This window comes from Pseudomonas sp. LjRoot277 (assembly GCF_964253845.1).
GTDB lineage: Bacteria > Pseudomonadota > Gammaproteobacteria > Pseudomonadales > Pseudomonadaceae > Aquipseudomonas.
The window spans coordinates 5,397,573-5,420,134 of sequence record NZ_CAXURI020000001.1 but is presented as its reverse complement, the minus strand read 5'-3'; the positions used below and the strand labels follow the sequence as shown (position 1 = coordinate 5,420,134).

The following is a 22,562-nucleotide window of genomic DNA, read 5'->3' as shown; positions in this document are numbered from 1 at the left end:
CTCATCAAAAGGTCCCGAACATGAGCTTGCACCTGATCATCGGCGACAAACTGATTTCCTCCTGGTCCCTGCGCGGCGCGTTGGCTCTCGACCTGGCCGGCGTTCCTTACACCGAAGAACTGATCAAGCTGAACCAGCCGGATACGCGTGAGCGTCTGCTCAAGCACTCGCCGACCGGCAAAGTCCCGCTGTTGAAAACCGAACACGGCACCATCGCCGACTCGCTGGCGATTGCCGAGTATCTGGCAGAGCAGTTCCCCGACGCCGGCCTCTGGCCCAAAGACACCGCCGCCCGCGCCCAGGCGCGTTCGGCCTGCGCGCAGATGCACAGCGGTTTCTTCGCCATGCGCGGCAACATGCCGTTCGACCTGAGCCACGACGCCGCGCTGTCGCCAGCACCGGCTGACGTCCAGGCCGACATCGAGCGGATGTTGGCGTTGTGGGCCGAGTGCCGCGCTGCCGCCACCGAAACCGGTCCGTTCCTGTTCGGCGGCGCGACCCTGGCGGATGCCTTCTTCGCACCGATCGCCGTGCGCCTGCGCACCTATCAGGTGAGGCTGCCTGCAGCGGACGCGGCCTACGTCGAAACCATCTACCAATGGCCAGCCTTCAAGGCGTGGCAGAAGGCAGGTCTGGAGGAAGTAGAACGGTGAAAAGAGTCCACGTAGCCGCTGCTGTTATCCGTGATGGCAGTGGCAAAATCCTCATTGCCCGCCGTGCCGACACCCAGCATCAGGGTGGCCTGTGGGAATTCCCCGGTGGCAAGGTCGAGGCCGACGAATCCGTCGAAACCGCCCTGGCCCGCGAGCTCCTTGAAGAGTTGGGCATCGTGGTCAACGCGGCTCGCCCGCTGATCAAGGTCCGGCACGATTACCCGGACAAGCAAGTGTTGCTGGACGTTTGGGAAGTGTCGGCCTTTACCGGCGAACCGCACGGCGCCGAAGGCCAGCCGTTGGAATGGGTCGCGCCTCGCGATCTGCTGAACTACGAGTTTCCGGCGGCCAACCAGCCGATCGTTGCGGCTGCACGGTTACCGGCGCAATACCTGATTACCCCGGAAGATCTGGAAACCCCGGCCTTGCTGCGGGGTATCCAGAAAGCCATTGCCGGCGGCATCAAGCTGATCCAGTTGCGGGCACCCAATGGTTACGATCCGAAGTACCGCGATCTGGCGGTGGATGCGGCGGGGCTGTGTGCGGGCAAGGCGCAGTTGATGATCAAGGGGCCGTTCGAGTGGCTGGGAGATTTCCCGTCCGCCGGTTGGCACATCACCTCCGCGCAACTGCGCAAGCACGCAGCGGCTGGCCGCCCGTTACCGGCGTCGCGCTGGCTGGCGGCGTCCTGCCATAACGCTGAAGAGCTGGCGTTGGCCGAGCAGATGGGTGTGGATTTTGTGACCCTGTCACCGGTGCAGCCGACCCTGACTCATCCGGGGGCTCAGCCGCTGGGTTGGGAGCAGGCTTGCGTGTTGATCGAAGGTTTCAGCAAACCCGTGTTCTTGCTCGGTGGTGTTGGCCCGGCGGATCTTCAGAAAGCCTGGGAAGCAGGCGCGCAGGGTGCGGCGGGGATCCGGGCGTTTTGGCCTGAAGCATAACGCTGCAGTGAATCGGCTGGCCCCTTCGCGAGCAAGCCCGCTCCCACATTTGACCGAGTTCTTCCAGAAGGAACGTGATCGAATGTGGGAGCGGGCTTGCTCGCGAAAGCGGCCTGACAGCCGCCGATTAAACCTCTGGTTTGGTCGCCGGCTGCCAAAGTATCTCGGCAATCCCCTGCCGCTTGGCAATTAACCGCGCCACTACAAACAACAAGTCCGACAACCGATTGATGTACGCCAACCCAACCCCGGCCAACGGTTCAACGGCATTCAATTGCTGACAGCGCCGCTCCGCACTGCGTGCCAGGCATCTGCACACATGGGCCTGGGCAATCAACGCCGAGCCACCCGGCAGAATGAAATTCTCCAGCGGCCCCAGCTCTTCATTCCACACATCGATCGCGGCTTCCAGCCGTTCGACTTCTGCCGAGTTCAGTGCCTGATACACCGGCATCGCCAACTCGCCACCCAAGTCGAACAACCGATGTTGGCAAGGCGTCAAAACCTCGATCACTTCGTTCAACCCCGGATACTCGCCACTTTCCGCCGCCAACCCGGCCAATAGCACACCCACCTGACTGTTCAGCGTATCGACCTCGCCAATGGCTTCGATCCGCGGATGGTCCTTGGGCACGCGGCGGCCGTCGCCCAGCCCGGTTTCGCCTTTGTCGCCGGTGCGGGTGTAAATCTTCGACAAGCGAAAGCCCATGGTTACCTCGATAGCTGATTGAGTTCTTGAGAGACGAGCGGGGTGCCCGCCAAGGGCAGGCGCAAGGTGAAACACGTGCCTTGGCCCAGGGTCGATTGCACTTCCATCTGACCCTTGTGGTTGTTGGTAATGATGAAATACGAGACCGACAGGCCAAGGCCGGTGCCCTGACCGATTTCCTTGGTGGTGAAGAACGGCTCGAAGGTGCGTTTGCGCACGCTCTCGCTCATGCCGATGCCGTTGTCCTCCACCTGGATTTCCGCCCAGGGCGGATTCAGTTTGGTGCGCAGAATGATCCGTCCCGGCTCGCGGTCGTCTTCACGTTGGTGAATCGCCTGAGCGGCGTTTTTCAGCAGATTGAGCAGCACTTGCTCCAGTTCGTTCGCGGTCCCGGGCACCGGGCCCAACGCTGGATCGAACTGGCGAATGATCGCCTGGCCCTTGAAGTCGAAACCGATCGCCAGGTCGAAGTCGTTGCCGGCGATTTCGACTGCCTGATCGATCAGCGCGGGCAGGTCGCACGGGGCCATTTGCCGGGTACTGCGGCGACTGAAACTGAGCATGTGCGTGACAATCTTTGCCGCCCGGGCGCCAGCCTGTTGTATGCCGTCGAGCAACTGCGGCACTTCGCGCGCTTGCAGGTATTTGTTGACCGTATCCAGCGCGATCCCGGTTTGCTCGGCTTGTTCGAGATTCTTCGGCAGATCAGGCGAAAGGCGTCGGCGAATGTTCTGCACGTTGTGCAGGATCGCGCCTAACGGGTTGTTGATCTCGTGGGCCATGCCGGCGGCGAGGCCACCGACCGAGAGCATTTTTTCCGACTGCACCATCATTTCCTCCAGCGACAGGCGCTGGGTGATGTCGTCGATCCGGATCACCACGCCACGCCCGGCACCGCCCATCAGCGGGTAAAAGGTCAGGGCGTAGTGCTTGGCTTCTTCGTCCTTGAACCAGGTGACACGCTCGATCTTGGCCACTGTGTGCTGCTCGACGGTTTGCTTGAGTTGCGGCAGAAACGGTTTGAGCGGTTCGAAGGCAAGGAAGATCGGCTGGTTCAAGGCTTCGTCGAGGCGTGTGCCAGACAGGGCGCTGGCCTCCTGATTCCACTGCGTCACGTAGAGCTGTTCATCAAGGGCGATAAGGGCCGAGGGCATGGAGTCGATAATGCTGTTGAGGTAGTTCTGGAAGCCGGTGAGCTTCTTCTCGATCTTGCTGCGCACCTGAACTTCGAGTTCCAGTTTGCGATTGGTATGACGGGTTTCTTCGGCCAGGCCCTGGGCCTGGTCGTACGCGGCCTGGGAATCATCTCGTGCCCGTTTGAGTTGCTGCTCACGGGCCTCGATCCGCGAGAGCATGGTGTTGAACGCCTCAGCGAGGCTGCCGATTTCGTCATGGTTACCGCGGGAGGCGCGCAGGGCGTAGTTCTCTTCCCGGGTCACTTGCCGGGACAACTCTTCGAGCTGATGGATCGGCCGGGTAATCAGGCGTTTGATCTGTCGGGCGATCACCAGCCACAACAGCACACTGAAGATCAGAATCCCGAGGCTGGCGGTGAGGGTGCCGGTGTAGAACGCCATCGGCAGTTCGCTGCTGGCGACCAGTAACAGGTGGCCGGGCGCAGTGCCGGGGCGGGGCAGGGTGATCACTTGATTGCTGCGAAACTCGGTGGCTTGCCAGGATTCGATGTGCCGGTAGCGTTCCGGCAGGCTCAGATTTTCGCCATGCTGCAACTGCGCCAGACGCTCGCCCTTGCCGTTATAAAGGGCCGCCGCGCGCAGCGGTGAATAGCTGTTGAGTTCATTGAGCAGACGTTCGGCGCTTTGCGGTGACTGCAAGGCTTCGGACACCAGGCTGGGGTTGGACACCAGGCGGCCGATGGTCTGCAAGGCCTGAGGTGCCATGCTTTCCTGGGAGATATAGTACGCGGCGCTGATAAAGGTCAGGTTGGCGACCAGCAGGACGGTGGTCAACAGCACCAGCAGGGCGGCCAGCAATTTCTGGCCGACCGGAAGGTTTTCAAGGCGCTGGCGCAATGGCATCAGGTTCATCGCTGAAAAGGAACAAGTGGCCAGCGTAGCCGCTGCTCAGTCGCTGGGCAATCCAAGGCTGTGCAGATGGGTGATCAACCTTTGCTCAAGTTGATTGAGGTGCGGCAGGTTCAACTGATGCCTCGCGGCGACTTTGCAGGCATGACCCAATAGATAGCTGATTTCGGTTCGGCGCTGGTTCGCGACGTCCTGGTACATCGAAGAGTAGTTGGCGGCGGTCGCGTGAATCACCCGTTCGACTTCCTGTTGAAGGTCCTCGGCCGCTGCTGGCTGACCGCACCGCTCAAGCAACTCGGTCAATTCGACGCAAAGGGTGGCGACTTCGCAGTGGTGTTCCTGTAAACCGCCATTACGGCAATCGTGCAGCACGGTCAGCGGATTGATCGCACAGTTGAGCGCCAGTTTTCGCCACAGCCGGGTCAGAATGTCGGTACTCCACTCGTGGGGAATACCGGCGGCGCTCACGTCATCCAGCCAGATCGGCGCCACGGGATGCCCGGCATCCCCCAGCCAGGTGTAACCGTGGCCAGCGAACACCACGCGCCAGTCGCCATCGCGAAAGGCACCTTCGGTGCTCGACGCACAAATGCAGCGAGCCTGCGGCACCTGCGTGGCGACGGCGTCCTGGCTGCCAAGACCGTTCTGCAACAGGATCAGCTCGGCGTCGGGGGCCAGGCGCGGTGCCAGTTGGGCCACGGCTTTCTCGGCATCGTAGGCTTTGCAGGCCACCAATAGGCGGTTGATTGGTTCACCGCTGTCGGGTGTCTCGGCGGGCACCGGATAGCACTGCGCTTTACCGTGTTCGACCAGCGTTAACCCACCCGCCGCCTCATACGCCTCTAAGCGTGCAGCGTCCCGCACGATCAGCTTGACCGGCACGCCGGCCCGCGCCAGTCGAGTGGCCCATAAGGTGCCAAGGCTGCCGGCGCCCAGAACATGCCAGGTGGTGGACATCAGCTTTTTGCTCTGTTTATCGCGCGCATGGGAGGCTCGCAGTGAATGATGGGAAAGACCCGTTATAATCAGCGCGGATTTTAACCGCAAGCCAGGCGTGCTCCATCGTGATCGAGCATGCCCTTTTATTGGAGAGATTACATGCCGTCGTTCGACGTGGTATCCGAACTGGACAAACACGAAGTCACCAACGCGGTCGAGAACGCCGTCAAGGAACTCGATCGTCGTTATGACCTGAAAGGCAAAGGCACCTTCGAGTTCAAGGAAAAGGACCTGACCGTCAACCTGACCGCTGAAGCCGATTTCCAGCTCGAAGCGATGATTGAGATCCTCAAGCTGGCCCTGGTCAAGCGCAAAATCGACGTGCAGTGCCTTGAAGTCAAGGATGCCTATGCGTCGGGCAAGCTGATGAAGCAGGAAGCGGTCCTCAAGGAAGGCATCGACAAAGAGCTGGCGAAGAAAATCGTCGCTCATGTCAAAGACGCCAAGCTCAAGGTTCAGGCTGCCATTCAGGGTGAGCAGGTGCGCATTACCGGCAAGAAGCGTGATGACTTGCAGGAAGCCATCGCGGCCCTGCGCGCCAAGACTTTCGATATGCCGCTGCAGTTCAACAACTTCCGCGACTGACCTTTCAGGCGGGAACCTTGTGGGAGCGAGACCGGCCCTCTTCGCCGGCGAGCCGGTCTCGCTCCCACCCGGATTGTGCTTAACCCAGGAGAATGTAGATGGATTTGAATACTGAAGTGGACAACCTGGTCAAGGCGTCTCAAGCCTGGATTCCGATGATCATGGAATACGGCAGCCGCGTGCTGCTGGCGGTGATCACCCTGGCCATCGGCTGGTGGCTGATCAACAAGGTGGCGCAAAAGCTCGGCGGCCTGCTGGCGCTGCGTAACGCCGACCTCGCGCTGCAAGGGTTCATCAGTAGCCTGGCAAACATCATTCTCAAGGTTCTGCTGATCGTCAGCGTGGCATCGATGATCGGGGTGGAAACTACTTCGTTCGTCGCGGCCATCGGTGCGGCAGGTCTGGCCATCGGCCTGGCCTTGCAGGGCAGCCTGGCGAACTTCGCGGGTGGTGTGCTGATTCTGTTGTTCCGCCCGTTCCGCATTGGTGACTGGATCGAAGCTCAAGGTGTTGCCGGCACTGTCGACAGTATTCAGATCTTCCACACCGTCCTGCGCACCGGCGATAACAAAACCATCATCGTGCCGAACGGCAACCTGTCGAACGGCATCATCACCAACACTAACCGTCAACCGACGCGCAAAGTAGTGTTCGACGTGGGTGTGGATTACGAAGCGGACTTGCAGAAGGCCCGTGAAGTGTTGTTGGAACTGGCCAAAGATCCACGCGTATTGGCCGATCCGGTACCTCAAGCAGTGGTTTCTACTCTGGGTGACAGTTCAATCACGCTTTCGCTTCGGGTCTGGGTAAAGACTGCGGATTATTGGGACGTAATGTTCATGTTTAACGAACAGTCCCGTGATCGTTTGAAAACTGCCGGTGTTGATGTTCCGTTGCCACAGCGGATGATTCGTGTGGTTCAGGAGTCTGCGGTGCAGTGATTGTTTTTTGATCATGTCTGACTCTTTGGTCAGGCAAGTTCCTCACGGATTTGATCGTTTTAACGCATTGTTTGTAGCCAACGAAAAAAGGCCCATCCGAAGATGGGCCTTTTTTTGATTACCGCGAACTAACTTTCTGCAATTACAGAATGTTGAGCGGGTAGTCGGTGATCAGGCGGAACTCAGAGATATCGCCTTCGCCTTCGTCAGCATTGGCGGAGTGCCATGCTTGACGGATGCGGAACGACAGATCTTTAGCCGGGCCGGATTGAACGACGTATTTAACTTCCACGTTGGTTTCGTGGTGTTTGCCGTCTGCACCGTACAGACCAGCGTAAGCGCTGCCTGCTGGAGTGTTGGTGCCGTCGATGTCCCAACCTTTCACGTAACGGGTCATGAAGCTCAGACCAGGTACGCCGTATTCGGCCATTTTCAGGTCGTAACGGGCTTGTACCGACTTCTCGCCAGGGGCGTTGAAGTCAGAGTACTGGATGGAGTTGGCGAGGAAGATCGAGTCGCCACCGCGGTTGTTTTTACCCACACCGATGTAGTCGAACGGGGTATCGCCGTTCACTTTCTGGAAGCCCAGGGTCAGGGTATGCGCTTTCAGGAACGAGAAAGCAGCAGCCAGGGAGTAGGCGTTGTTGCTGATTTCGCCTGCTTTAGCGTTACCGGTGTCCTTGGTGTTGTAGTAGTTGCCGTCGAAGTTCAGCGACTGATCGCCACCCAGTGGGAGGGTGTAGTTCGCGTTGGCGTAGTACTGGTTCCAGACGTCTTCAAGCTTGGCACCGTAGAGCGAGAAGCTCAGGTTGTCGGTAACGCCATATTTGCCGCCGAAGTAGTCGATGGAGTTGGCTTTCACGCCAGCGTAAGTAGCCCACAGGTCGCCGTCACGGGCGTTGCTGTCCTGGCTGGTCGCCGAGTAGAAGTGGCCGCCTTCGAGGTCAAGGTCTTTGACTTCGCTGCTCTGCAGTTGGATACCGCTGGCAGTTTGGTGAAGGATACGGGAACCGCCAACAGCGAACACCGGAGAGGTGCTTGGCTGCATGTCGCCGACTTTCAGCTCGGTCTTGGAGATGCGGAACTTGGCGGCAGCGCCGGCTTTGCCCTGGCTGTTGTTGACTTCGCCATCAGAGTCCACCGACATGTTACCGGTGCCTGCATATTTGTCGGAACCGTCCAGCTTAATGGCCAGTTGGCCCCAAGCTTCAACGCCAACACCGATCAGACCTTGGGTGTAGCCAGAGCTGAACATGCCCTGAATGCCCTGGGTCCAGTCTTTGTCGTCGGTTGCGCCGTCGGTCTTGTTACGGTTGTAGTAGTAGTTGCGAACCAGCAAGTCGAGCTTGCTGTCTTCAACAAAACCTTTGGCTTCTGCCTGGTCGCTTACGAAAGGTGCGGCTACTGCCAACTGAGTACTGGCTGCTGCTGCAACTGCCAGTGCGATCATGCTCCACTTCATCACGCGCATCGTGATTTGCTCCTTTGGTTTTAGAAGAGTACTGCCGTCCCACCTGATTTATTATCTGGGCGGCTCTTTCTTTTTGTGTCGGCGCAAACTTATATCACGCCGACCATGTTGGCGATACTTGCGCATCTAACGTTTCAGCTTCTTTACGACCCTGTCGCAAACGGCTTGGTAGATGTCGCAAATTTACAGCCTCGACGCAAGCGGACTGACAACTTTTAACGTTGTTTTCCAAGGCCTGAGCATCGGTAAAAAGAGTCCCTGGTGAAACGCTTGAATCTCCATCGGGCAACCCTGCCACTGTTTTTATTTGCCTTAAGGCGTCCACTTCCAGCGGACGCTTTAGAGGCGATGTGGGTGTGAATGCAACAAGCGTGCACAAATCAGAATCCTGCTGTTTTTTTTTCTGAAAGCCTGCCTGTCACTGTAAAAACCTCATAAAACCGGGGTGTTCAAGCACGTTTTGTTCGGGCTTGACGCCATGGTTTGCATCGTGTTGTACCCTCGTGGTCGACTGCGTGACAACCCAAAACGTTACCGGTTCACCCCGCCAGTGAGTAAATGGCGGATACCTGACCGACTCAGCGTAGACGCACTGTGCGGTTTTGGTGCAAAAAAATTTAATCGCTGTACTGAATTCATACAGTGCGGCCGTTTGCCAAATTCGAACGCGTCGTTGTTTATCAGTCAGTTCGGTACTTTTTGCGTGGGCGTCGGTTCTGTAATGGTGCGTCCTGCGCGAAAATGACTCATGTCGGGGCGCGCGACCGGTCGTTTGTGTTTTCTCAGGGTGGCTTCGACAATGGTTCGTCGTGAAGCCAGCGGCGTTCGCAGGTATGCTGCCGTCCTGTCGCTTGGTGCGCCGTCTCTCGGGAGGGACGCTAAGCTGAAAATGATAACCAGGCGGGAGTGCGCGCAGTGTTCGCTTTAGATCCACGACTTCAACAAGACACGTTACCGATCGGGGATTTCCCATTGTGCCGGCTGCTGCTGTCCAATGATTCGAACTACCCCTGGTTCATTCTGGTGCCACGTCGCGACGATATCAGTGAGATATTTCAGTTGGATGTCGCAGATCAACAGCAGCTGTGGCAGGAAACGACCGCACTGGCGGAAATGCTCAAGGACTCGTTCGACGCGGACAAGTTGAATGTCGCGGCCCTGGGTAACGTCGTCAGTCAGTTGCACATGCATGTGATTGTGCGCAAGCGTGAGGACGCCGCCTGGCCGGCGCCAGTCTGGGGTAAACACCCGGCCAAGCCTTATAACTCAGAGCAGATCGCGTTGATTCGCGAACGGTTGCGCCTGGTATTGACTGATGATTTTACGTTTCTGGAGGGTTGAATCATGAGCCTGGAAGATCGCGTTACCGATCTGGAGAGCCAGCTGGCGTTTCAGGATGACACAATCCAGGCATTGAGTGATGTGCTGGCGACGCAGCAGCGTGCGGTTGAGCGCCTGCAACTGCAAATGGCGGCATTGCTCAAGCGGCAAGAAGAAATGGCCGGTCAATTCGAGACGTTTGAAGAAGAAGCGCCACCGCCGCACTACTGAGTGTGACCAGCAGACGGGCAACAAAAAACCGCGAACAGCCAGGCTGTTCGCGGTTTTTTTTAGCCTTGAATCAGCGACGCGGCAGAGCGGCGATCACATCTTCGGCTTGCAGGCCCTTGTCACGGTTCATGACAGAGAACTCAACACGCTGGCCTTCGACCAGAACACGATGACCTTCGCCACGAATGGCCCGGAAATGCACGAAAATATCATCGCCGGAATCACGGGAAATAAAGCCGAAGCCTTTAGAGGTGTTGAACCACTTTACGGTACCGGTATCGCGGTTGCTCATGTCATAGCTTGGCGAGGCGGCGGCCGGTGAAGATTTGTAGAAACTGATGGCCAGGTGCAGAAAAACGGCAATCAGGGCAGCGACCAGGCTGAACAGAACAGCAGGTTGACCGGCAATGACAGGCATCGGCGCGATCAGCGTCAGGGTTTGCAGGACGACGGCCAGAACCAGCAGGGCGCTGACCAGGTTTTGCAGTTGATGACGCGGGCCTTTGTTCCAGTAAGGGATAACAGGAGCGAGGGTGAGGTTGAGCAGGCCGAAAAAGGCCAGGTACAGCGCATCAGGTTGTTGCAGGTAAGGTACGGCTTCGGATCGCAGGCTAGGGATGAAGGACAACAGCAAGGCTGCTGCGCCCATTAGCAGGTGGACAATTTTCAACATTTTGAGTAACTCACGTTAAGACGGATCACAAGGAAGAGCTGATTGAGCACGGTTCGCTTCAGAACAATAAGAGGCGTTGGACACGTACCCGGTACCAGCCTATGCGCAGCCCCCGGAAAATAGGCGGTAGCGACACACTGCCTATTTAACAGCAAAGCCTGCGGCTACTCAAATCAGGCAGTCCAGCGGTGCTGTGAGGGTCGATTTGTCGCAGGTAGCTGGAGAATTCCGGGCTGCCTGACCCAGCGTATGCAAGTCCACGAGAAAACCGCGTGGATGCTGCGCGCCCTGTCTTCTCGTGACTTTAAATGTCTTTCTGTCGAATGATATTACGCCCAGGCGTGTAGGAAATTATCTGGAGTAGGACGGTCTCCATGATCGCCCTTCAGTTGTTGGCTTATCCTACGTTGATGGTCATAAAGTCATCTGGATATAACTTTGCGCCTGCGCTTTTATAGAGAAACAGCTTGTTGCTCATATAAAAAAGCAAGGATGGCAAAGGAGTGTCAACGATATGGATTACGAAGACAGGCGAAGCGAGGGGGGTGGCGGTCCGGTCAAGGAGATAAGGATCGATCCATTTGTCAGTGAATTTGATATGGGCCTGGCCCAGCCTTTATCCCGATCAGTGCGGTTGAATGGTTTTGCAACCTGTTTGCGGCTTGAGCAGGTCTATTGGGATATTTTGGGTGACATGGCCAAGGTCAACTGCTGTACGGTCAGTGCGCTGTTGTCCCATGTGGACCGCGAGGTGCATTTACGTCACGGCGGGGTCAAGAACTTCACCGGGCTGGTGCGGGTTGTGTGCGTCGTGCACAGCCTGAAGGAAGGCGGCTGCGTCGCCATGCCTTAGCCACAGGGGTGGAATGGGTAGAGTGTCGGTCTGTGCAGTCTTACGGCTGCACAGGCTGCATTTAATGGATATAATCCCGCTCTTTGCCGCAAAACCCAGCGTGTGCGGTAGCAATCTGATCGCCGAGACAACCCCCATGCCGATGTACGACTATCAATGTGCTTCCTGTGGTCATCAGTTGGAAGCCATTCAAAAGATCAGCGCAGCACCGCTGGTCGACTGCCCTGCCTGCCAGGCGCCAGAGCTTAAGAAGATGCTGTCCATGCCGGGCTTCCGCCTTAGCGGCACCGGCTGGTACGAAACCGATTTCAAGACCGGTTCCAAGAAGAATCTGGCCGGCGGCGACAAAGCTGACTAGGGTCTTGAACCTGAGTTGAACGACACGTGCGAGCTCTTGCATCATCTGGCGCCTTTCACAAGGGCAGGATATGAGCAAGGTCTCCAACCGAATTTCGAATTACGAGAAGCGAAACCACTACCATGATGCGCAGCCATTATTGCGGCCAACTGAACGAAAGCCTGGAAGGCCAGGAAATTACCCTTTGCGGATGGGTTCACCGTCGCCGTGACCACGGTGGGGTGATTTTCCTCGATATCCGTGATCGTGACGGTCTGGCCCAGGTGGTGTTCGACCCGGACCGCGCTGAAACCTTCGCCGCCGCCGATCGTGTGCGCAGCGAGTACGTGGTCAAGGTCACCGGCAAGGTTCGCCTGCGTCCGGCCGGTGCCGGCAACGCCAACATGGCGTCGGGCATGATCGAAGTGCTGGGCTACGAGCTGGAAGTATTGAACGAAGCGGAAACCCCGCCGTTCCCGCTCAACGAGTTCTCCGACGTCGGCGAAGAAACCCGCCTGCGTTATCGCTTCATCGACCTGCGTCGTCCGGAAATGCTCGAGAAGCTGCGTCTGCGTTCGCGCATGACCACCAGCATCCGTCGCTTCCTGGACGAGAACGGCTTCCTCGATGTCGAGACGCCGATTCTGACCCGCGCCACGCCAGAAGGCGCTCGCGACTACCTGGTGCCGAGCCGTACTCACGCAGGTAGCTTCTTCGCCTTGCCGCAATCGCCACAACTGTTCAAGCAGCTGCTGATGGTCGCCGGCTTCGACCGTTACTACCAGATCGCCAAGTGCTTCCGCGACGAAGATCTGCGCGCCGACCGTCAGCCGGAATTCACCCAGATCGACATCGAGACCAGCTTCCTCGATGAAAAAGAGATCATGGGCATCACCGAACAAATGATCCGCAACCTGTTCAAGGAAGTGCTGGATCTGGAATTCGGCGACTTCCCGCACATGACCTTCGAAGAGGCCATGCGTCGTTACGGTTCCGACAAGCCGGACCTGCGTAACCCGCTGGAACTGGTTGACGTTGCCGATCAACTGAAAGAAGTCGACTTCAAGGTGTTCAGTGGCCCTGCCAACGACCCGAAATGCCGCGTTGCCGCTCTGCGCGTTCCAGGCGCGGCAAGCATGCCGCGCAAGCAGATCGACGACTACACCAAGTTCGTCGGCATCTACGGTGCCAAGGGCCTGGCGTACATCAAGGTCAACGAGCGCGCCAAAGGCGTTGAAGGTCTGCAATCGCCGATCGTCAAGAACATCCCTGAAGCCAACCTCAATGTGATCCTTGATCGCGTTGGCGCGGTTGACGGCGACCTCGTGTTCTTCGGTGCCGACAAAGCCAAGATCGTCAGCGAAGCCCTGGGCGCGCTGCGGATCAAGGTCGGTAACGATCTGAACCTGCTGACCTGCGAGTGGGCACCGATGTGGGTTGTCGACTTCCCGATGTTCGAAGAGAACGACGACGGCAGCTTCACCGCCTTGCACCACCCGTTCACCGCGCCGAAGTGCACCCCGCAAGAACTGGAAGCCAACCCGGCGACTGCTCTGTCCCGTGCCTACGACATGGTACTGAACGGCACTGAGCTGGGTGGCGGTTCGATCCGTATCCACCGCAAGGAAATGCAACAGTCGGTGTTCCGTCTGCTGGGTATCAGTGAGGCGGAACAGGAAGAGAAATTCGGCTTCCTGCTCGACGCCCTGAAATACGGCGCGCCGCCGCACGGTGGCCTGGCCTTCGGTCTGGACCGTCTGGTGATGCTGATGACCGGTGCCCAGTCGATCCGTGAAGTGATCGCCTTCCCGAAAACCCAGAGCGCCGCTTGCGTCATGACTCAGGCGCCGGGTGTGGTAGATGCCAAGGCATTGCGCGAACTGCACATTCGTCTGCGCGAAACGCCTAAAGCTGAGTAAGGCTGACCAGAAGGGCGCATCTTCGGATGCGCCCTTTCTTTATAGAGTGGTCGAGATTTTTATTTGCCGGCTGGCGCGTCATGGCGTGGCGGGCAATGTTTCAAAGAGAATTCGGAGCGAGATATGGCGGGTCATTCCAAGTGGGCGAACATCAAGCACCGCAAAGAACGTCAGGATGCCAAGAAGGGCAAGATTTTCACCAAGTGGATTCGTGAACTGACCGTTGCTGCCCGTCAGGGCGGTGGTGATCCGGGTTCCAACCCGCGTTTGCGTCTGGCGCTGGACAAGGCCCTCGGTGCGAACATGAGCCGCGACATTATTGATCGCGCAGTCGCCCGCGGCGCCGGTGCTGCCGATACCGACGACATGGTCGAGCTGAGCTACGAAGGCTACGGCCCGGGCGGCGTGGCGGTGATGGTCGAGTGCATGACCGACAACCGCAATCGCACCGCCGCCGCTGTTCGCCACGCGTTCAGCAAGTGCGGCGGCAACCTCGGTACAGACGGTTCGGTGGCCTATCTGTTCGAGCGCAAGGGGCAGATTTCCTTCGCACCGGGCGTCGATGAAGATGCGCTGATGGAAGCGGCGATGGAGGCCGATGCCGATGACGTGGTGACCCACGAAGACGGCTCCATCGACGTATTCACCTCGTTCGCCGGTTTCTACTCGGTGCGTAACGCGCTGGAAGCGGCCGGTTTCAAAGGTGATGACGCGGAAATCGTGATGCTGCCGACGACCAGTGCCGAACTGGATCTGGAAGGCGCCGAGAAGGTTCTCAAGCTGATCGACATGCTTGAAGACCTGGATGACGTGCAGAACGTCTATTCCAACGCCGACATTCCAGAGTCGGTGGCCGCACAGCTCGGTTAAGGGCAACTAATATTCAATGTGGGAGCGGGCTTGCTCGCGAATGCGGATTTTTAGGCAACATAGTTGCTGAATGTGAAACCGTATTCGCGAGCAAGCCCGCTCCCACATTTGTTATTCGTTGTATTGAATATCGTGCTTTTACTTGATCCGCAGGCGTTATGACTTTAATTCTTGGTATCGACCCCGGTTCGCGCATTACCGGTTATGGCGTGGTGCGTGATACCGGGCGTGGTTGCGTGTATGTGGCGTCGGGCTGCATTCGCACAGGTTCCGGCGAGCTGCATGAACGTCTGCAAATCGTCTATCGTGGCGTGCGCGAAGTCATCCAGACCTACGGCCCGGTGACCATGGGCATCGAAAAGGTCTTCATGGCGCGCAACGCCGATTCTGCGCTGAAACTTGGCCAGGCCCGCGGCGCAGCCATCGTCGCCGGCGCTGAAGAAAGCCTGGAAATCGCTGAGTACACCGCGACCCAGGTCAAGCAGGCGGTGACCGGGACCGGCGCGGCGAATAAAGAACAGGTGCAAATGATGGTCATGCACATGTTGAAACTGACCAGCAAACCGCAAATTGATGCCTCGGACGCCCTGGCCATTGCCATTTGCCATGCTCACACCCGTTCCAGCCTGTTACCCCATGGCTTGGGTACGGCACGCAGTCGTGGCGGGCGCCTGCGTCTCTGATAGCATCAGCAATCATTTTTTATGGAACGAGGGTTTTGCGCCTGTGTCGTCGGCGTAAACCCTTGTTCTGTCAGTCGCCAGCACTGATCTGGCCAACGCTCAAGGATCTGAAACGTGATTGGACGCTTGCGCGGCACACTGGCTGAGAAACAGCCGCCGCACCTGATTCTGGATGTAAACGGTCTGGGGTATGAGCTGGAAGTGCCCATGACCACGCTGTATCGCTTGCCGTCGGTCGGTGAACCGCTGACCTTGCACACCCATTTGGTCGTACGCGAAGACGCGCAGTTACTCTATGGCTTCTTCGGCAAGCGCGAGCGAGACTTTTTTCGCGAGTTGATCCGTCTCAATGGTGTAGGGCCGAAACTGGCCCTGGCCCTGATGTCGAGCCTGGAAGTCGATGAACTGGTCCGCTGCGTACAGTCCCAGGACACCTCGGCACTGACCAAGGTGCCGGGCGTGGGCAAGAAGACTGCCGAGCGTTTGCTGGTGGAACTCAAGGATCGCTTCAAGGCGTGGGAGACTGTACCGGCGATGTTCGCGTTGGTACCAAACCAGCCGGGTGGGCCAGATACGACGCCGGTCGCCACCGCCGAAAATGACGCGGTCAGCGCGCTGATCTCCCTGGGCTACAAGCCGCAGGAAGCCAGCAAGGCGATTTCTGCGATCAAGGAGAAAGGTTTGAGCAGTGAAGACATGATTCGTCGTGCCCTGAAGGGAATGATCTAAGTGATTGAAGCTGATCGTCTGATTACCGCCACACCTGGCCCTCGTGACCGCGAGGAAGTCCAGGATCGGGCGATTCGTCCTGTCAGCCTGGCCGAATACATTGGCCAGCCGACCGTTCGCGAGCAAATGGAGTTGTTCATCCAGGCTGCCCGTGGGCGCAATGAATCCCTGGACCACACGCTGATTTTCGGTCCGCCGGGTCTGGGTAAAACCACCCTGGCCAACATCATCGCCCAGGAAATGGGGGTTTCGATCAAGAGTACTTCGGGCCCGGTGCTTGAGCGTCCGGGTGATCTGGCTGCGCTGCTGACCAATCTTGAGCCACACGACGTGCTGTTCATCGACGAAATCCATCGGCTCTCGCCGATCGTCGAAGAAGTGCTGTACCCGGCCATGGAAGATTTCCAGCTCGACATCATGATCGGCGAAGGGCCGGCCGCGCGCTCGATCAAGCTTGATCTGCCGCCGTTCACCCTGGTCGGTGCGACGACGCGGGCGGGGATGCTGACCAATCCGCTGCGCGACCGTTTCGGCATCGTCCAGCGCCTGGAGTTCTACAACACCGCCGACCTGGCAACGATTGTCAGTCGCTCGGCGAATATCCTCGGCTTGCCCCTGGACCCGGAAGGTGCTTTCGAAATCGCCCGCCGTGCCCGTGGTACGCCGCGGATCGCCAACCGCTTGCTGCGCCGGGTTCGGGATTTTGCCGAAGTTCGCGCCAAGGGCCACATCACCAAGCCGATCGCCGACCTGGCATTGAACCTGCTGGATGTCGACGAGCGCGGCTTCGATCACCAGGATCGACGTCTGTTGTTGACCATGATCGAGAAGTTCGACGGTGGGCCGGTCGGGGTCGATAGCCTCGCCGCAGCCATCAGTGAAGAGCGCCACACCATTGAAGACGTGCTGGAGCCGTACCTGATCCAGCAGGGCTACATCATGCGTACGCCGCGGGGGCGGGTGGTGACCCGGCATGCGTACCTGCACTTCGGTTTAAACATTCCGTCACGATTGGGCGAGATGCCCGTGGTAGACGAGTTCCTCGATGCCGTGGACGATTAATAACCTTTGCGCGCTGATTTATTCGGGGTTTGTGCGGTCTCAGGACCGTACTTTCGCCAGAAAGCCGTGAATCAATGAAAAACAGTTGCCTGGCCGGATTGGCAACCTGAGGAGTAAGCACTAGAGTATGCGCGCGCAAAACGGGCTTGAGCCTTTCGCACTTCGTTGTCGCGTTTATTACGAGGACACCGATGCGGGCGGCATCGTGTATTACGTCAATTACCTCAAGTTTATGGAACGGGCTCGAACCGAGCGGCTCCGGGAGCTGGGCTTTGCCCAATCCCAGCTTGCAGGCGAGGACCTGTTGTTCGTCGTGCATTCCAGCGAAGCGCGCTACCACGCGCCGGCGCGACTGGATGACGAACTGCTGGTAAGCGCTGAAGTAATCGAATTGAACCGTGTCAGCCTGCGCTTCAAACAGCAGGTCAGGCGAGCCACGGATAATGCGCTGCTCTGCGAAGGGCAGTTTCTGGTGGCCTGTGTGCGCACTGAAAGTTTAAAACCCCGGGCCATTCCCGAAGCTCTACGTGCGGCCTTTGCCGACGTGAGCGGCGCGGGTACACACTCAAAGCAGGAGATAAAGCGTGGAAGCTAACGTCGTCGACCATTCCTCCATGTGGAGCCTGGTCAGCAATGCCAGTATCGTGGTGCAACTGGTAATGCTGATCCTGGTAGCCGCATCGGTGACCTCATGGATCATGATCTTTCAGCGCAGCAACCTGCTGCGCGCCGGTCGACGTGCCCTGGAGAGCTTTGAAGAGCGCTTCTGGTCGGGTATCGACCTGTCCAAACTCTACCGTCAGGCCGGCAGCAACCCTGATCCGGATTCGGGCGTAGAGCAGATCTTCCGTGCCGGTTTCAAGGAATTCTCCCGTCTGCGCCAGCAGCCAGGCGTTGACCCGGAAGCGGTCATGGAAGGCGTGGCCCGTGCCATGCGCGTCGCCATTTCCCGCGAAGAAGAAAAGCTCGAGCAGAGCCTGCCGTTCCTTGCGACCGTAGGTTCTGTCAGCCCGTACATCGGTCTGTTCGGTACCGTCTGGGGGATCATGAACTCCTTCCGTGGTCTGGCAACTGCCCAGCAAGCAACCCTGGCCACTGTGGCTCCAGGTATTGCCGAGGCACTGATTGCAACCGCGATCGGTCTGTTCGCCGCCATCCCGGCCGTTATCGCTTACAACCGTTTTGCTGCTCGCAGTGAAACCCTGCTGGGCCGTTACTACACCTTCGCCGATGAATTCCAGGCGATCCTGCACCGCAAAGTGCACACCAGCGAAGAATAAGCAGGTAATTTCCAATGGCTTTAATCGCTCGAGCTCGCAAAAAGCGCAAGCCGGTTGCCGAGATGAACGTGGTGCCTTACATCGACGTGATGTTGGTGCTGCTGGTCATCTTCATGGTGACCGCACCGATGCTCAATCAGGGCGTGAAAGTTGATCTGCCCAAGGTTTCCAGTGAAGCCTTGCCGCAGGACAACAACACCCAGGTCCTGACCATTTCGATCAAGGCTGACAAGACCTACTACTGGAATCTTGGCAGCGAAGTCGACACTGAAAAGCAACAGGACAAGGCCATGACCTTGCCGCAGATGACTGACGCCGTGACCAAAATCATTCGCGCCGGCACTGAAGGTGGCAAGCGTACCCAGGTGTTCATCCGCGGCGACAAGACCGTCGACTACGGTTCCGTCATGGGGGCCATGGGCGGGTTGCAGAAAGCCGGGGTCGGTAATGTTGGCTTGATTACCGAGGCACCCTGATGCAGCAAATGCGAGAGCCGTCCGCCTCGGAAAGCTACTTCTGGCCTAGTGTCTGGGCGCTTGTCTTGCACGTGCTGGTTTTCGGCATGCTGTTTGTCAGTTTCGCCTTCACGCCCGAACTGCCGCCGGCCAAGCCGATCGTGCAGGCGACCCTGTACCAGCTGAAATCGAAAAGTCGGGCGACCACCCAGACCAATCAGAAGATTGCGGGTGAGGCGCAGAAATCTGCTGCGCGCCAGACCGAAGTCGAACAGATGGAACAGAAGAAGATCGAGCAGGAAGCGATCAAAGCCGCGGAACAAAAGAAGGAAGATGCGGCTCAAAAAGCCGAAGAATCCAAAAAGGCCGACGAGACGAAGAAAGCGGAAGAGGCTAAAAAGGCTGATGAAGCCAAGAAAGCCGATGAAGCGAAGAAGACCGCCGAAGCCAAAAAGGCCGAAGAGAAACAATTGGCTGATATAGCCAAGAAGAAGTCTGAAGAAGAAGCCAAGAAAGCAGCTGAAGAAGAGGCCAAGAAAGCGGCCGCTGAAGAAGCGAAGAAAAAGATCGTCGAAGACGCGAAGAAGAAAGCCGCGGAAGACGCCAAGAAGAAATCTGAAGCTGAAGACGCGAAGAAGAAAGTCGCGGAAGACGCGAAGAAGAAAGCTGCTGCCGATGCTGCGAAGAAAAAATCGCAGGAAGCGGCACGTAAATCCGCCGAAGACAAAAAGGCTCAGGCCCTGGCAGATTTGCTTTCCGACACGCCGCAGCGTCAGCAGGCCTTGGCGGATGAGCAGGGTGACGAAGTCGCCGGTAGTTTCGATGATCTGATCCGTGCTCGTGCAGCGGAAGGCTGGGCTCGTCCACCTTCGGCCCGCAAAGGCATGACGGTCGTGTTGCAAATCGGCATGTTGCCGGACGGTACGGTGACTTCGGTCGGCGTGGCCAAGTCCAGTGGCGATGGTCCGTTCGACGCTTCGGCTGTAGCAGCGGTGAAGAATATTGGACGTTTGACAGAAATGCAGGGAATGAAGCCGAGCGATTTCGCTCCGTATCGTTCATTCAAGATGACATTCACACCTGAGGATCTAGCCTTGTGAGAAACCTTCTTCGAGGAATGCTTGTCGTTATCTGCTGCATGGCAGGGATAGCGGCAGCCGATGAAAAAAACATTCTGGTCACCAGCGGCAGTGATCGGGCCACCCCGATCGCAGTCGTTCCGTTTGGCAACCAGGGCGGCAGCGTGCTGCCGGACGACATGGCCGAAATCATCGGTAACGACCTGCGCAACTCGGGTTACTACTCGCCGATTCCAAAACAGAACATGATCAGCCAGCCAAGCCAGGCCAGCGAAATCATCTTCCGTGACTTCAAGGCGCTGGGCGCCCAGTACGTCATGGTCGGCAGCATTGCTCCTGCGGGCGGTCGCCTGCAGGTCCAATATGCACTGTTCAACGTCGCCACCGAGCAGCAAGTGCTGACCGGCAGCGTGTCGGGTAGCGTCGATCAACTGCGCGACATGTCGCACTACATTGCGGACCAGTCGTTCGAAAAACTCACCGGTATCAAAGGTGCGTTCTCGACTCGTCTGCTGTACGTGACGGCTGAGCGTTTCTCCGAGAAGAACACTCGCTACACGCTGCAACGTTCGGACTATGACGGTGCCCGTGCCGTGACCCTGCTGCAATCGCGCGAGCCGATCCTGTCGCCGCGTTTCGCACCGGACGGCAAGCGCATCGCTTATGTGTCGTTCGAGCAGAAGCGTCCGCGTATCTTCATGCAGAACATCGACACCGGTCGCCGTGAGCAGATCACCAACTTCGAAGGCCTGAATGGCGCGCCAGCATGGTCGCCTGATGGCAATCGCCTGGCATTCGTACTGTCGAAAGACGGCAACCCGGACATCTACGTGATGAACCTGGGTTCGCGTCAGATCACGCGTGTCACTAACGGTCCTGGCATCAACACTGAACCGTTCTGGGGTAAAGATGGTTCGACCATCTATTTCACCTCTGACCGTGGCGGCAAGCCGCAGATCTACAAAACCAGCGCAGGCGGTGGTGGTGCGGAACGTGTGACCTTTATCGGTAACTACAACGCCAACCCTAAGCTTTCGGCTGACGAAAAGACCCTGGTGATGATCCATCGTCAGGAAGGTTTCACTAATTTCAAGGTGGCGGCCCAGGATTTGCAGCGCGGAAGCGTAAAAATCCTCACTGATAGCACTCTGGACGAGTCGCCTACTGTTGCGCCCAACGGCACCATGGTAATCTACGCCACCCGCCAGCAGGGCCGGGGAGTCTTGATGCTCGTGTCCATTAATGGACGCGTAAGGCTCCCGCTTCCTACCGCACAAGGCGAAGTCAGAGAACCTTCCTGGTCCCCTTACCTGAACTGACGCGGCGCTACACGTTGTACTTAACACATTGGGGTTCATTAGGAGTTTCACGATGGAAATGCTGAAGTTTGGTAAATTTGCTGCGCTGGCTCTGGCCATGGCTGTAGCTGTAGGTTGCTCGTCCAAAGGCGGCGACAATGCCGGTGAAGGCGCTGTAGATCCAAACGCTGGTTACGGCGCAAACACTGGCGCAGTTGACGGCTCCCTGAGCGAAGAAGCTGCTCTGCGCGCAATCACCACTTTCTACTTCGAATACGACAGTTCGGACCTGAAGCCAGAAGCCATGCGCGCTCTGGACGTTCACGCCAAGGACCTGAAAGCAAACGGCGCTCGCGTTGTTCTGGAAGGCAACACCGACGAACGTGGTACTCGTGAGTACAACATGGCACTGGGCGAGCGTCGTGCGAAAGCCGTTCAGCGTTACCTGGTACTGCAAGGTGTTTCCCCAGCTCAGCTGGAACTGGTTTCCTACGGCGAAGAGCGTCCAGTTGCTACCGGCAACGACGAGCAGTCCTGGGCTCAAAACCGTCGCGTCGAACTGCGTAAGTAATTCGTCATGCGAACGTGCCGTCGTGCTGTAACTGTTTTGGCTCTCAGCCTCGCACCGCTTGCGGTGTGGGCTGCGGTTCCTGTGGTCGATAACGACTCCGGCTATAACAATAGCGGGACTAGTAATCCGCCTGCGGGTTACGGTACGAACGGCGCCTATGCCGGGGGAGGGGTTTCGGCCCCTGTCTCGGCACAGGGCGAGCTGTTCAACCAACTGCAATCAATGCAGGAGCAGATCTCGCGCCAACAAGGCATCATCGAAGTTCTGCAAAATGATGTAGCGCGCATGAAGCAAGAGAACCTGGAGCGATATCAGGATCTTGATCGGCGCATAGGAACCGGCGTTGCACCAGCCGCGACTCCTGATAATTCTTCCACCGGTGGCAGTTTGAATGCCCCCGGTGCAGCAGCGGGCGCAGCCGCAGGAGCGGCAGCCGCTCAAGCACCTGCCGCGGGTAGCGAACCGGCTGATCCGGCGAAGGAAAAACTGTATTACGATGCAGCCTTCGACCTGATCAAAGCCAAGGATTTCGACAAGGCCAGCCAGGCTTTTGCCGCATTCCTGCGCAAGTACCCGAACAGTCAGTACGCGGGTAATGCCCAGTACTGGTTGGGCGAAGTGAATTTGGCCAAAGGCGATCTGCAAGGTGCAGGTCAGGCTTTTGCCAAGGTTTCGCAACTGTATCCCAAGCATCCAAAAGTGCCTGATTCGCTGTACAAGCTCGCTGATGTAGAACGCCGCCTCGGTCATCCCGACAAGGTCAAAGGCATTCTGCAACAGGTTGTGTCCCAATATCCGGGCACTTCCGCCGCTCAGCTGGCCCAGCGTGATCTGCAAAAAATGTAAGGGCAGCTTGAC

General features: G+C 57.9%; 25 protein-coding genes. 20 read left to right on the top strand and 5 right to left on the bottom strand.

What is annotated here, in order from left to right; genetic code table 11:
• Nucleotides 1-20: 20 nt before the first annotated feature.
• Both ACSQ87_RS25450 and ACSQ87_RS25445 read left to right on the top strand, forming a co-directional pair.
• Nucleotides 21-653: a glutathione S-transferase family protein gene (locus tag ACSQ87_RS25450; protein ID WP_223430308.1), complete on the top strand. Its 633-nt coding sequence runs from the start codon at nt 21-23 to the stop codon at nt 651-653.
• The gene (locus tag ACSQ87_RS25445; RefSeq protein ID WP_436274626.1) at nt 650-1,594 is read left to right on the top strand and encodes a Nudix family hydrolase; all 945 of its coding nucleotides are present in this window, start codon (nt 650-652) and stop codon (nt 1,592-1,594) included. Before ACSQ87_RS25450 ends, ACSQ87_RS25445 begins: the two co-directional genes overlap by 4 nt.
• A gap of 127 nt (nt 1,595-1,721) precedes the next feature.
• Here ACSQ87_RS25445 and ACSQ87_RS25440 read toward each other — a convergent pair whose 3' ends face one another.
• From ACSQ87_RS25440 to ACSQ87_RS25430, 3 genes are read right to left on the bottom strand one after another with little or no spacing between them, the layout of a single operon-like run.
• Nucleotides 1,722-2,303, bottom strand: a complete 582-nt coding sequence (locus tag ACSQ87_RS25440) for a cob(I)yrinic acid a,c-diamide adenosyltransferase (protein ID WP_436274625.1) — start codon at nt 2,301-2,303, stop codon at nt 1,722-1,724.
• Nucleotides 2,304-2,305: 2 nt separating this feature from the next.
• Nucleotides 2,306-4,342, bottom strand: a complete 2,037-nt coding sequence (locus ACSQ87_RS25435) for a sensor histidine kinase (RefSeq protein ID WP_436274624.1) — start codon at nt 4,340-4,342, stop codon at nt 2,306-2,308.
• Between the two features lie 45 nt (nt 4,343-4,387).
• Nucleotides 4,388-5,305, bottom strand: coding sequence for a putative 2-dehydropantoate 2-reductase (locus tag ACSQ87_RS25430; RefSeq protein ID WP_436274623.1), 918 nt, complete (start codon nt 5,303-5,305; stop codon nt 4,388-4,390).
• Nucleotides 5,306-5,446: 141 nt separating this feature from the next.
• On the opposite strand from ACSQ87_RS25430, the gene ACSQ87_RS25425 reads away from it, so the two are divergent.
• Together ACSQ87_RS25425 and ACSQ87_RS25420 are read left to right on the top strand one after the other, a co-directional pair.
• A complete protein-coding gene (locus ACSQ87_RS25425; RefSeq protein ID WP_007906601.1) occupies nt 5,447-5,932 on the top strand; it encodes a YajQ family cyclic di-GMP-binding protein in 486 nt (161 codons plus the stop codon).
• Nucleotides 5,933-6,030: 98 nt separating this feature from the next.
• Nucleotides 6,031-6,873, top strand: coding sequence for a mechanosensitive ion channel family protein (locus ACSQ87_RS25420; RefSeq protein ID WP_223430312.1), 843 nt, complete (start codon nt 6,031-6,033; stop codon nt 6,871-6,873).
• Between the two features lie 142 nt (nt 6,874-7,015).
• Here the strand turns inward: ACSQ87_RS25420 and ACSQ87_RS25415 are convergent, their stop codons facing one another.
• Complete coding sequence (locus tag ACSQ87_RS25415) at nt 7,016-8,344, bottom strand: OprD family porin (RefSeq protein WP_150658535.1); 1,329 nt, start codon at nt 8,342-8,344, stop codon at nt 7,016-7,018.
• A 915-nt stretch (nt 8,345-9,259) separates the two neighbouring features.
• Between ACSQ87_RS25415 and ACSQ87_RS25410 the strand changes: the two genes are divergently transcribed.
• Both ACSQ87_RS25410 and ACSQ87_RS25405 read left to right on the top strand, forming a co-directional pair.
• On the top strand, nt 9,260-9,685 hold the full coding sequence (locus tag ACSQ87_RS25410; protein WP_150658534.1) for an HIT domain-containing protein: 426 nt from the start codon (nt 9,260-9,262) through the stop codon (nt 9,683-9,685).
• A 3-nt stretch (nt 9,686-9,688) separates the two neighbouring features.
• Nucleotides 9,689-9,895, top strand: a complete 207-nt coding sequence (locus ACSQ87_RS25405; protein WP_056741397.1) for a SlyX family protein — start codon at nt 9,689-9,691, stop codon at nt 9,893-9,895.
• 70 nt (nt 9,896-9,965) lie between these two features.
• Here ACSQ87_RS25405 and ACSQ87_RS25400 read toward each other — a convergent pair whose 3' ends face one another.
• Complete coding sequence (locus ACSQ87_RS25400; RefSeq protein ID WP_056741398.1) at nt 9,966-10,568, bottom strand: cold-shock protein; 603 nt, start codon at nt 10,566-10,568, stop codon at nt 9,966-9,968.
• 514 nt (nt 10,569-11,082) lie between these two features.
• On the opposite strand from ACSQ87_RS25400, the gene ACSQ87_RS25395 reads away from it, so the two are divergent.
• The 14 genes from ACSQ87_RS25395 to ybgF all read left to right on the top strand — a co-directional run bounded on the left by ACSQ87_RS25395 (nt 11,083) and on the right by ybgF (nt 22,550).
• Complete coding sequence (locus tag ACSQ87_RS25395; protein WP_150658533.1) at nt 11,083-11,421, top strand: ribbon-helix-helix domain-containing protein; 339 nt, start codon at nt 11,083-11,085, stop codon at nt 11,419-11,421.
• Nucleotides 11,422-11,557: 136 nt separating this feature from the next.
• Nucleotides 11,558-11,779 carry an FmdB family zinc ribbon protein gene (locus ACSQ87_RS25390; protein WP_010457489.1) on the top strand — a complete coding sequence of 74 codons (222 nt, stop codon included), beginning with the start codon at nt 11,558-11,560 and terminating at the stop codon, nt 11,777-11,779.
• A gap of 122 nt (nt 11,780-11,901) precedes the next feature.
• Nucleotides 11,902-13,677, top strand: coding sequence for an aspartate--tRNA ligase (gene aspS / locus ACSQ87_RS25385; RefSeq protein WP_223430313.1), 1,776 nt, complete (start codon nt 11,902-11,904; stop codon nt 13,675-13,677).
• A 123-nt stretch (nt 13,678-13,800) separates the two neighbouring features.
• A complete protein-coding gene (locus ACSQ87_RS25380) occupies nt 13,801-14,547 on the top strand; it encodes a YebC/PmpR family DNA-binding transcriptional regulator (RefSeq protein WP_056741401.1) in 747 nt (248 codons plus the stop codon).
• Nucleotides 14,548-14,705: 158 nt separating this feature from the next.
• A complete protein-coding gene (ruvC, locus tag ACSQ87_RS25375) occupies nt 14,706-15,230 on the top strand; it encodes a crossover junction endodeoxyribonuclease RuvC (RefSeq protein ID WP_008147379.1) in 525 nt (174 codons plus the stop codon).
• 114 nt (nt 15,231-15,344) lie between these two features.
• Nucleotides 15,345-15,959 carry a Holliday junction branch migration protein RuvA gene (gene ruvA / locus ACSQ87_RS25370; RefSeq protein WP_046049661.1) on the top strand — a complete coding sequence of 205 codons (615 nt, stop codon included), beginning with the start codon at nt 15,345-15,347 and terminating at the stop codon, nt 15,957-15,959.
• A complete protein-coding gene (ruvB, locus tag ACSQ87_RS25365; RefSeq protein WP_046049660.1) occupies nt 15,960-17,021 on the top strand; it encodes a Holliday junction branch migration DNA helicase RuvB in 1,062 nt (353 codons plus the stop codon).
• 127 nt (nt 17,022-17,148) lie between these two features.
• The gene (gene ybgC / locus ACSQ87_RS25360) at nt 17,149-17,616 is read left to right on the top strand and encodes a tol-pal system-associated acyl-CoA thioesterase (RefSeq protein WP_084318967.1); all 468 of its coding nucleotides are present in this window, start codon (nt 17,149-17,151) and stop codon (nt 17,614-17,616) included.
• Nucleotides 17,606-18,301, top strand: a complete 696-nt coding sequence (gene tolQ, locus ACSQ87_RS25355; RefSeq protein ID WP_008147369.1) for a protein TolQ — start codon at nt 17,606-17,608, stop codon at nt 18,299-18,301. The genes ybgC and tolQ overlap by 11 nt, the downstream gene beginning before the upstream one ends.
• A 23-nt stretch (nt 18,302-18,324) precedes the next feature.
• Entirely contained in the window at nt 18,325-18,777 is a 453-nt protein-coding gene (gene tolR / locus ACSQ87_RS25350; protein ID WP_161807482.1) for a protein TolR, read from the top strand.
• Entirely contained in the window at nt 18,777-19,856 is a 1,080-nt protein-coding gene (gene tolA, locus ACSQ87_RS25345) for a cell envelope integrity protein TolA (RefSeq protein WP_436274622.1), read from the top strand. The genes tolR and tolA overlap by 1 nt, the downstream gene beginning before the upstream one ends.
• A 17-nt stretch (nt 19,857-19,873) precedes the next feature.
• Nucleotides 19,874-21,154: a Tol-Pal system beta propeller repeat protein TolB gene (gene tolB, locus ACSQ87_RS25340; protein ID WP_166675809.1), complete on the top strand. Its 1,281-nt coding sequence runs from the start codon at nt 19,874-19,876 to the stop codon at nt 21,152-21,154.
• Between the two features lie 52 nt (nt 21,155-21,206).
• Entirely contained in the window at nt 21,207-21,704 is a 498-nt protein-coding gene (pal, locus tag ACSQ87_RS25335) for a peptidoglycan-associated lipoprotein Pal (protein WP_003178634.1), read from the top strand.
• A gap of 6 nt (nt 21,705-21,710) precedes the next feature.
• A complete protein-coding gene (ybgF, locus tag ACSQ87_RS25330; protein WP_223430315.1) occupies nt 21,711-22,550 on the top strand; it encodes a tol-pal system protein YbgF in 840 nt (279 codons plus the stop codon).
• Nucleotides 22,551-22,562 lie beyond the last annotated feature (12 nt).

Bases quoted from the DNA above. Each gene is read 5' to 3' on its own strand.
- ACSQ87_RS25435 (WP_436274624.1), bottom strand. From the start codon at position 4,342: ATGCCATTGCGCCAGCGCCTTGAAAACCTTCCGGTCGGCCAGAAATTG.
- pal (WP_003178634.1), top strand. From the start codon at position 21,207: ATGGAAATGCTGAAGTTTGGTAAATTTGCTGCGCTGGCTCTGGCCATG.
- ACSQ87_RS25400 (WP_056741398.1), bottom strand. From the start codon at position 10,568: ATGTTGAAAATTGTCCACCTGCTAATGGGCGCAGCAGCCTTGCTGTTG.
- ybgC (WP_084318967.1), top strand. From the start codon at position 17,149: ATGCGCGCGCAAAACGGGCTTGAGCCTTTCGCACTTCGTTGTCGCGTT.
- ACSQ87_RS25450 (WP_223430308.1), top strand. From the start codon at position 21: ATGAGCTTGCACCTGATCATCGGCGACAAACTGATTTCCTCCTGGTCC.
- aspS (WP_223430313.1), top strand. From the start codon at position 11,902: ATGATGCGCAGCCATTATTGCGGCCAACTGAACGAAAGCCTGGAAGGC.
- ruvC (WP_008147379.1), top strand. From the start codon at position 14,706: ATGACTTTAATTCTTGGTATCGACCCCGGTTCGCGCATTACCGGTTAT.
- ACSQ87_RS25380 (WP_056741401.1), top strand. From the start codon at position 13,801: ATGGCGGGTCATTCCAAGTGGGCGAACATCAAGCACCGCAAAGAACGT.
- ACSQ87_RS25425 (WP_007906601.1), top strand. From the start codon at position 5,447: ATGCCGTCGTTCGACGTGGTATCCGAACTGGACAAACACGAAGTCACC.
- ybgF (WP_223430315.1), top strand. From the start codon at position 21,711: ATGCGAACGTGCCGTCGTGCTGTAACTGTTTTGGCTCTCAGCCTCGCA.
- ACSQ87_RS25440 (WP_436274625.1), bottom strand. From the start codon at position 2,303: ATGGGCTTTCGCTTGTCGAAGATTTACACCCGCACCGGCGACAAAGGC.
- ACSQ87_RS25405 (WP_056741397.1), top strand. From the start codon at position 9,689: ATGAGCCTGGAAGATCGCGTTACCGATCTGGAGAGCCAGCTGGCGTTT.
- ACSQ87_RS25395 (WP_150658533.1), top strand. From the start codon at position 11,083: ATGGATTACGAAGACAGGCGAAGCGAGGGGGGTGGCGGTCCGGTCAAG.
- ACSQ87_RS25430 (WP_436274623.1), bottom strand. From the start codon at position 5,305: ATGTCCACCACCTGGCATGTTCTGGGCGCCGGCAGCCTTGGCACCTTA.
- tolA (WP_436274622.1), top strand. From the start codon at position 18,777: ATGCAGCAAATGCGAGAGCCGTCCGCCTCGGAAAGCTACTTCTGGCCT.
- tolB (WP_166675809.1), top strand. From the start codon at position 19,874: ATGCTTGTCGTTATCTGCTGCATGGCAGGGATAGCGGCAGCCGATGAA.
- ACSQ87_RS25415 (WP_150658535.1), bottom strand. From the start codon at position 8,344: ATGCGCGTGATGAAGTGGAGCATGATCGCACTGGCAGTTGCAGCAGCA.
- ACSQ87_RS25420 (WP_223430312.1), top strand. From the start codon at position 6,031: ATGGATTTGAATACTGAAGTGGACAACCTGGTCAAGGCGTCTCAAGCC.
- ACSQ87_RS25390 (WP_010457489.1), top strand. From the start codon at position 11,558: ATGCCGATGTACGACTATCAATGTGCTTCCTGTGGTCATCAGTTGGAA.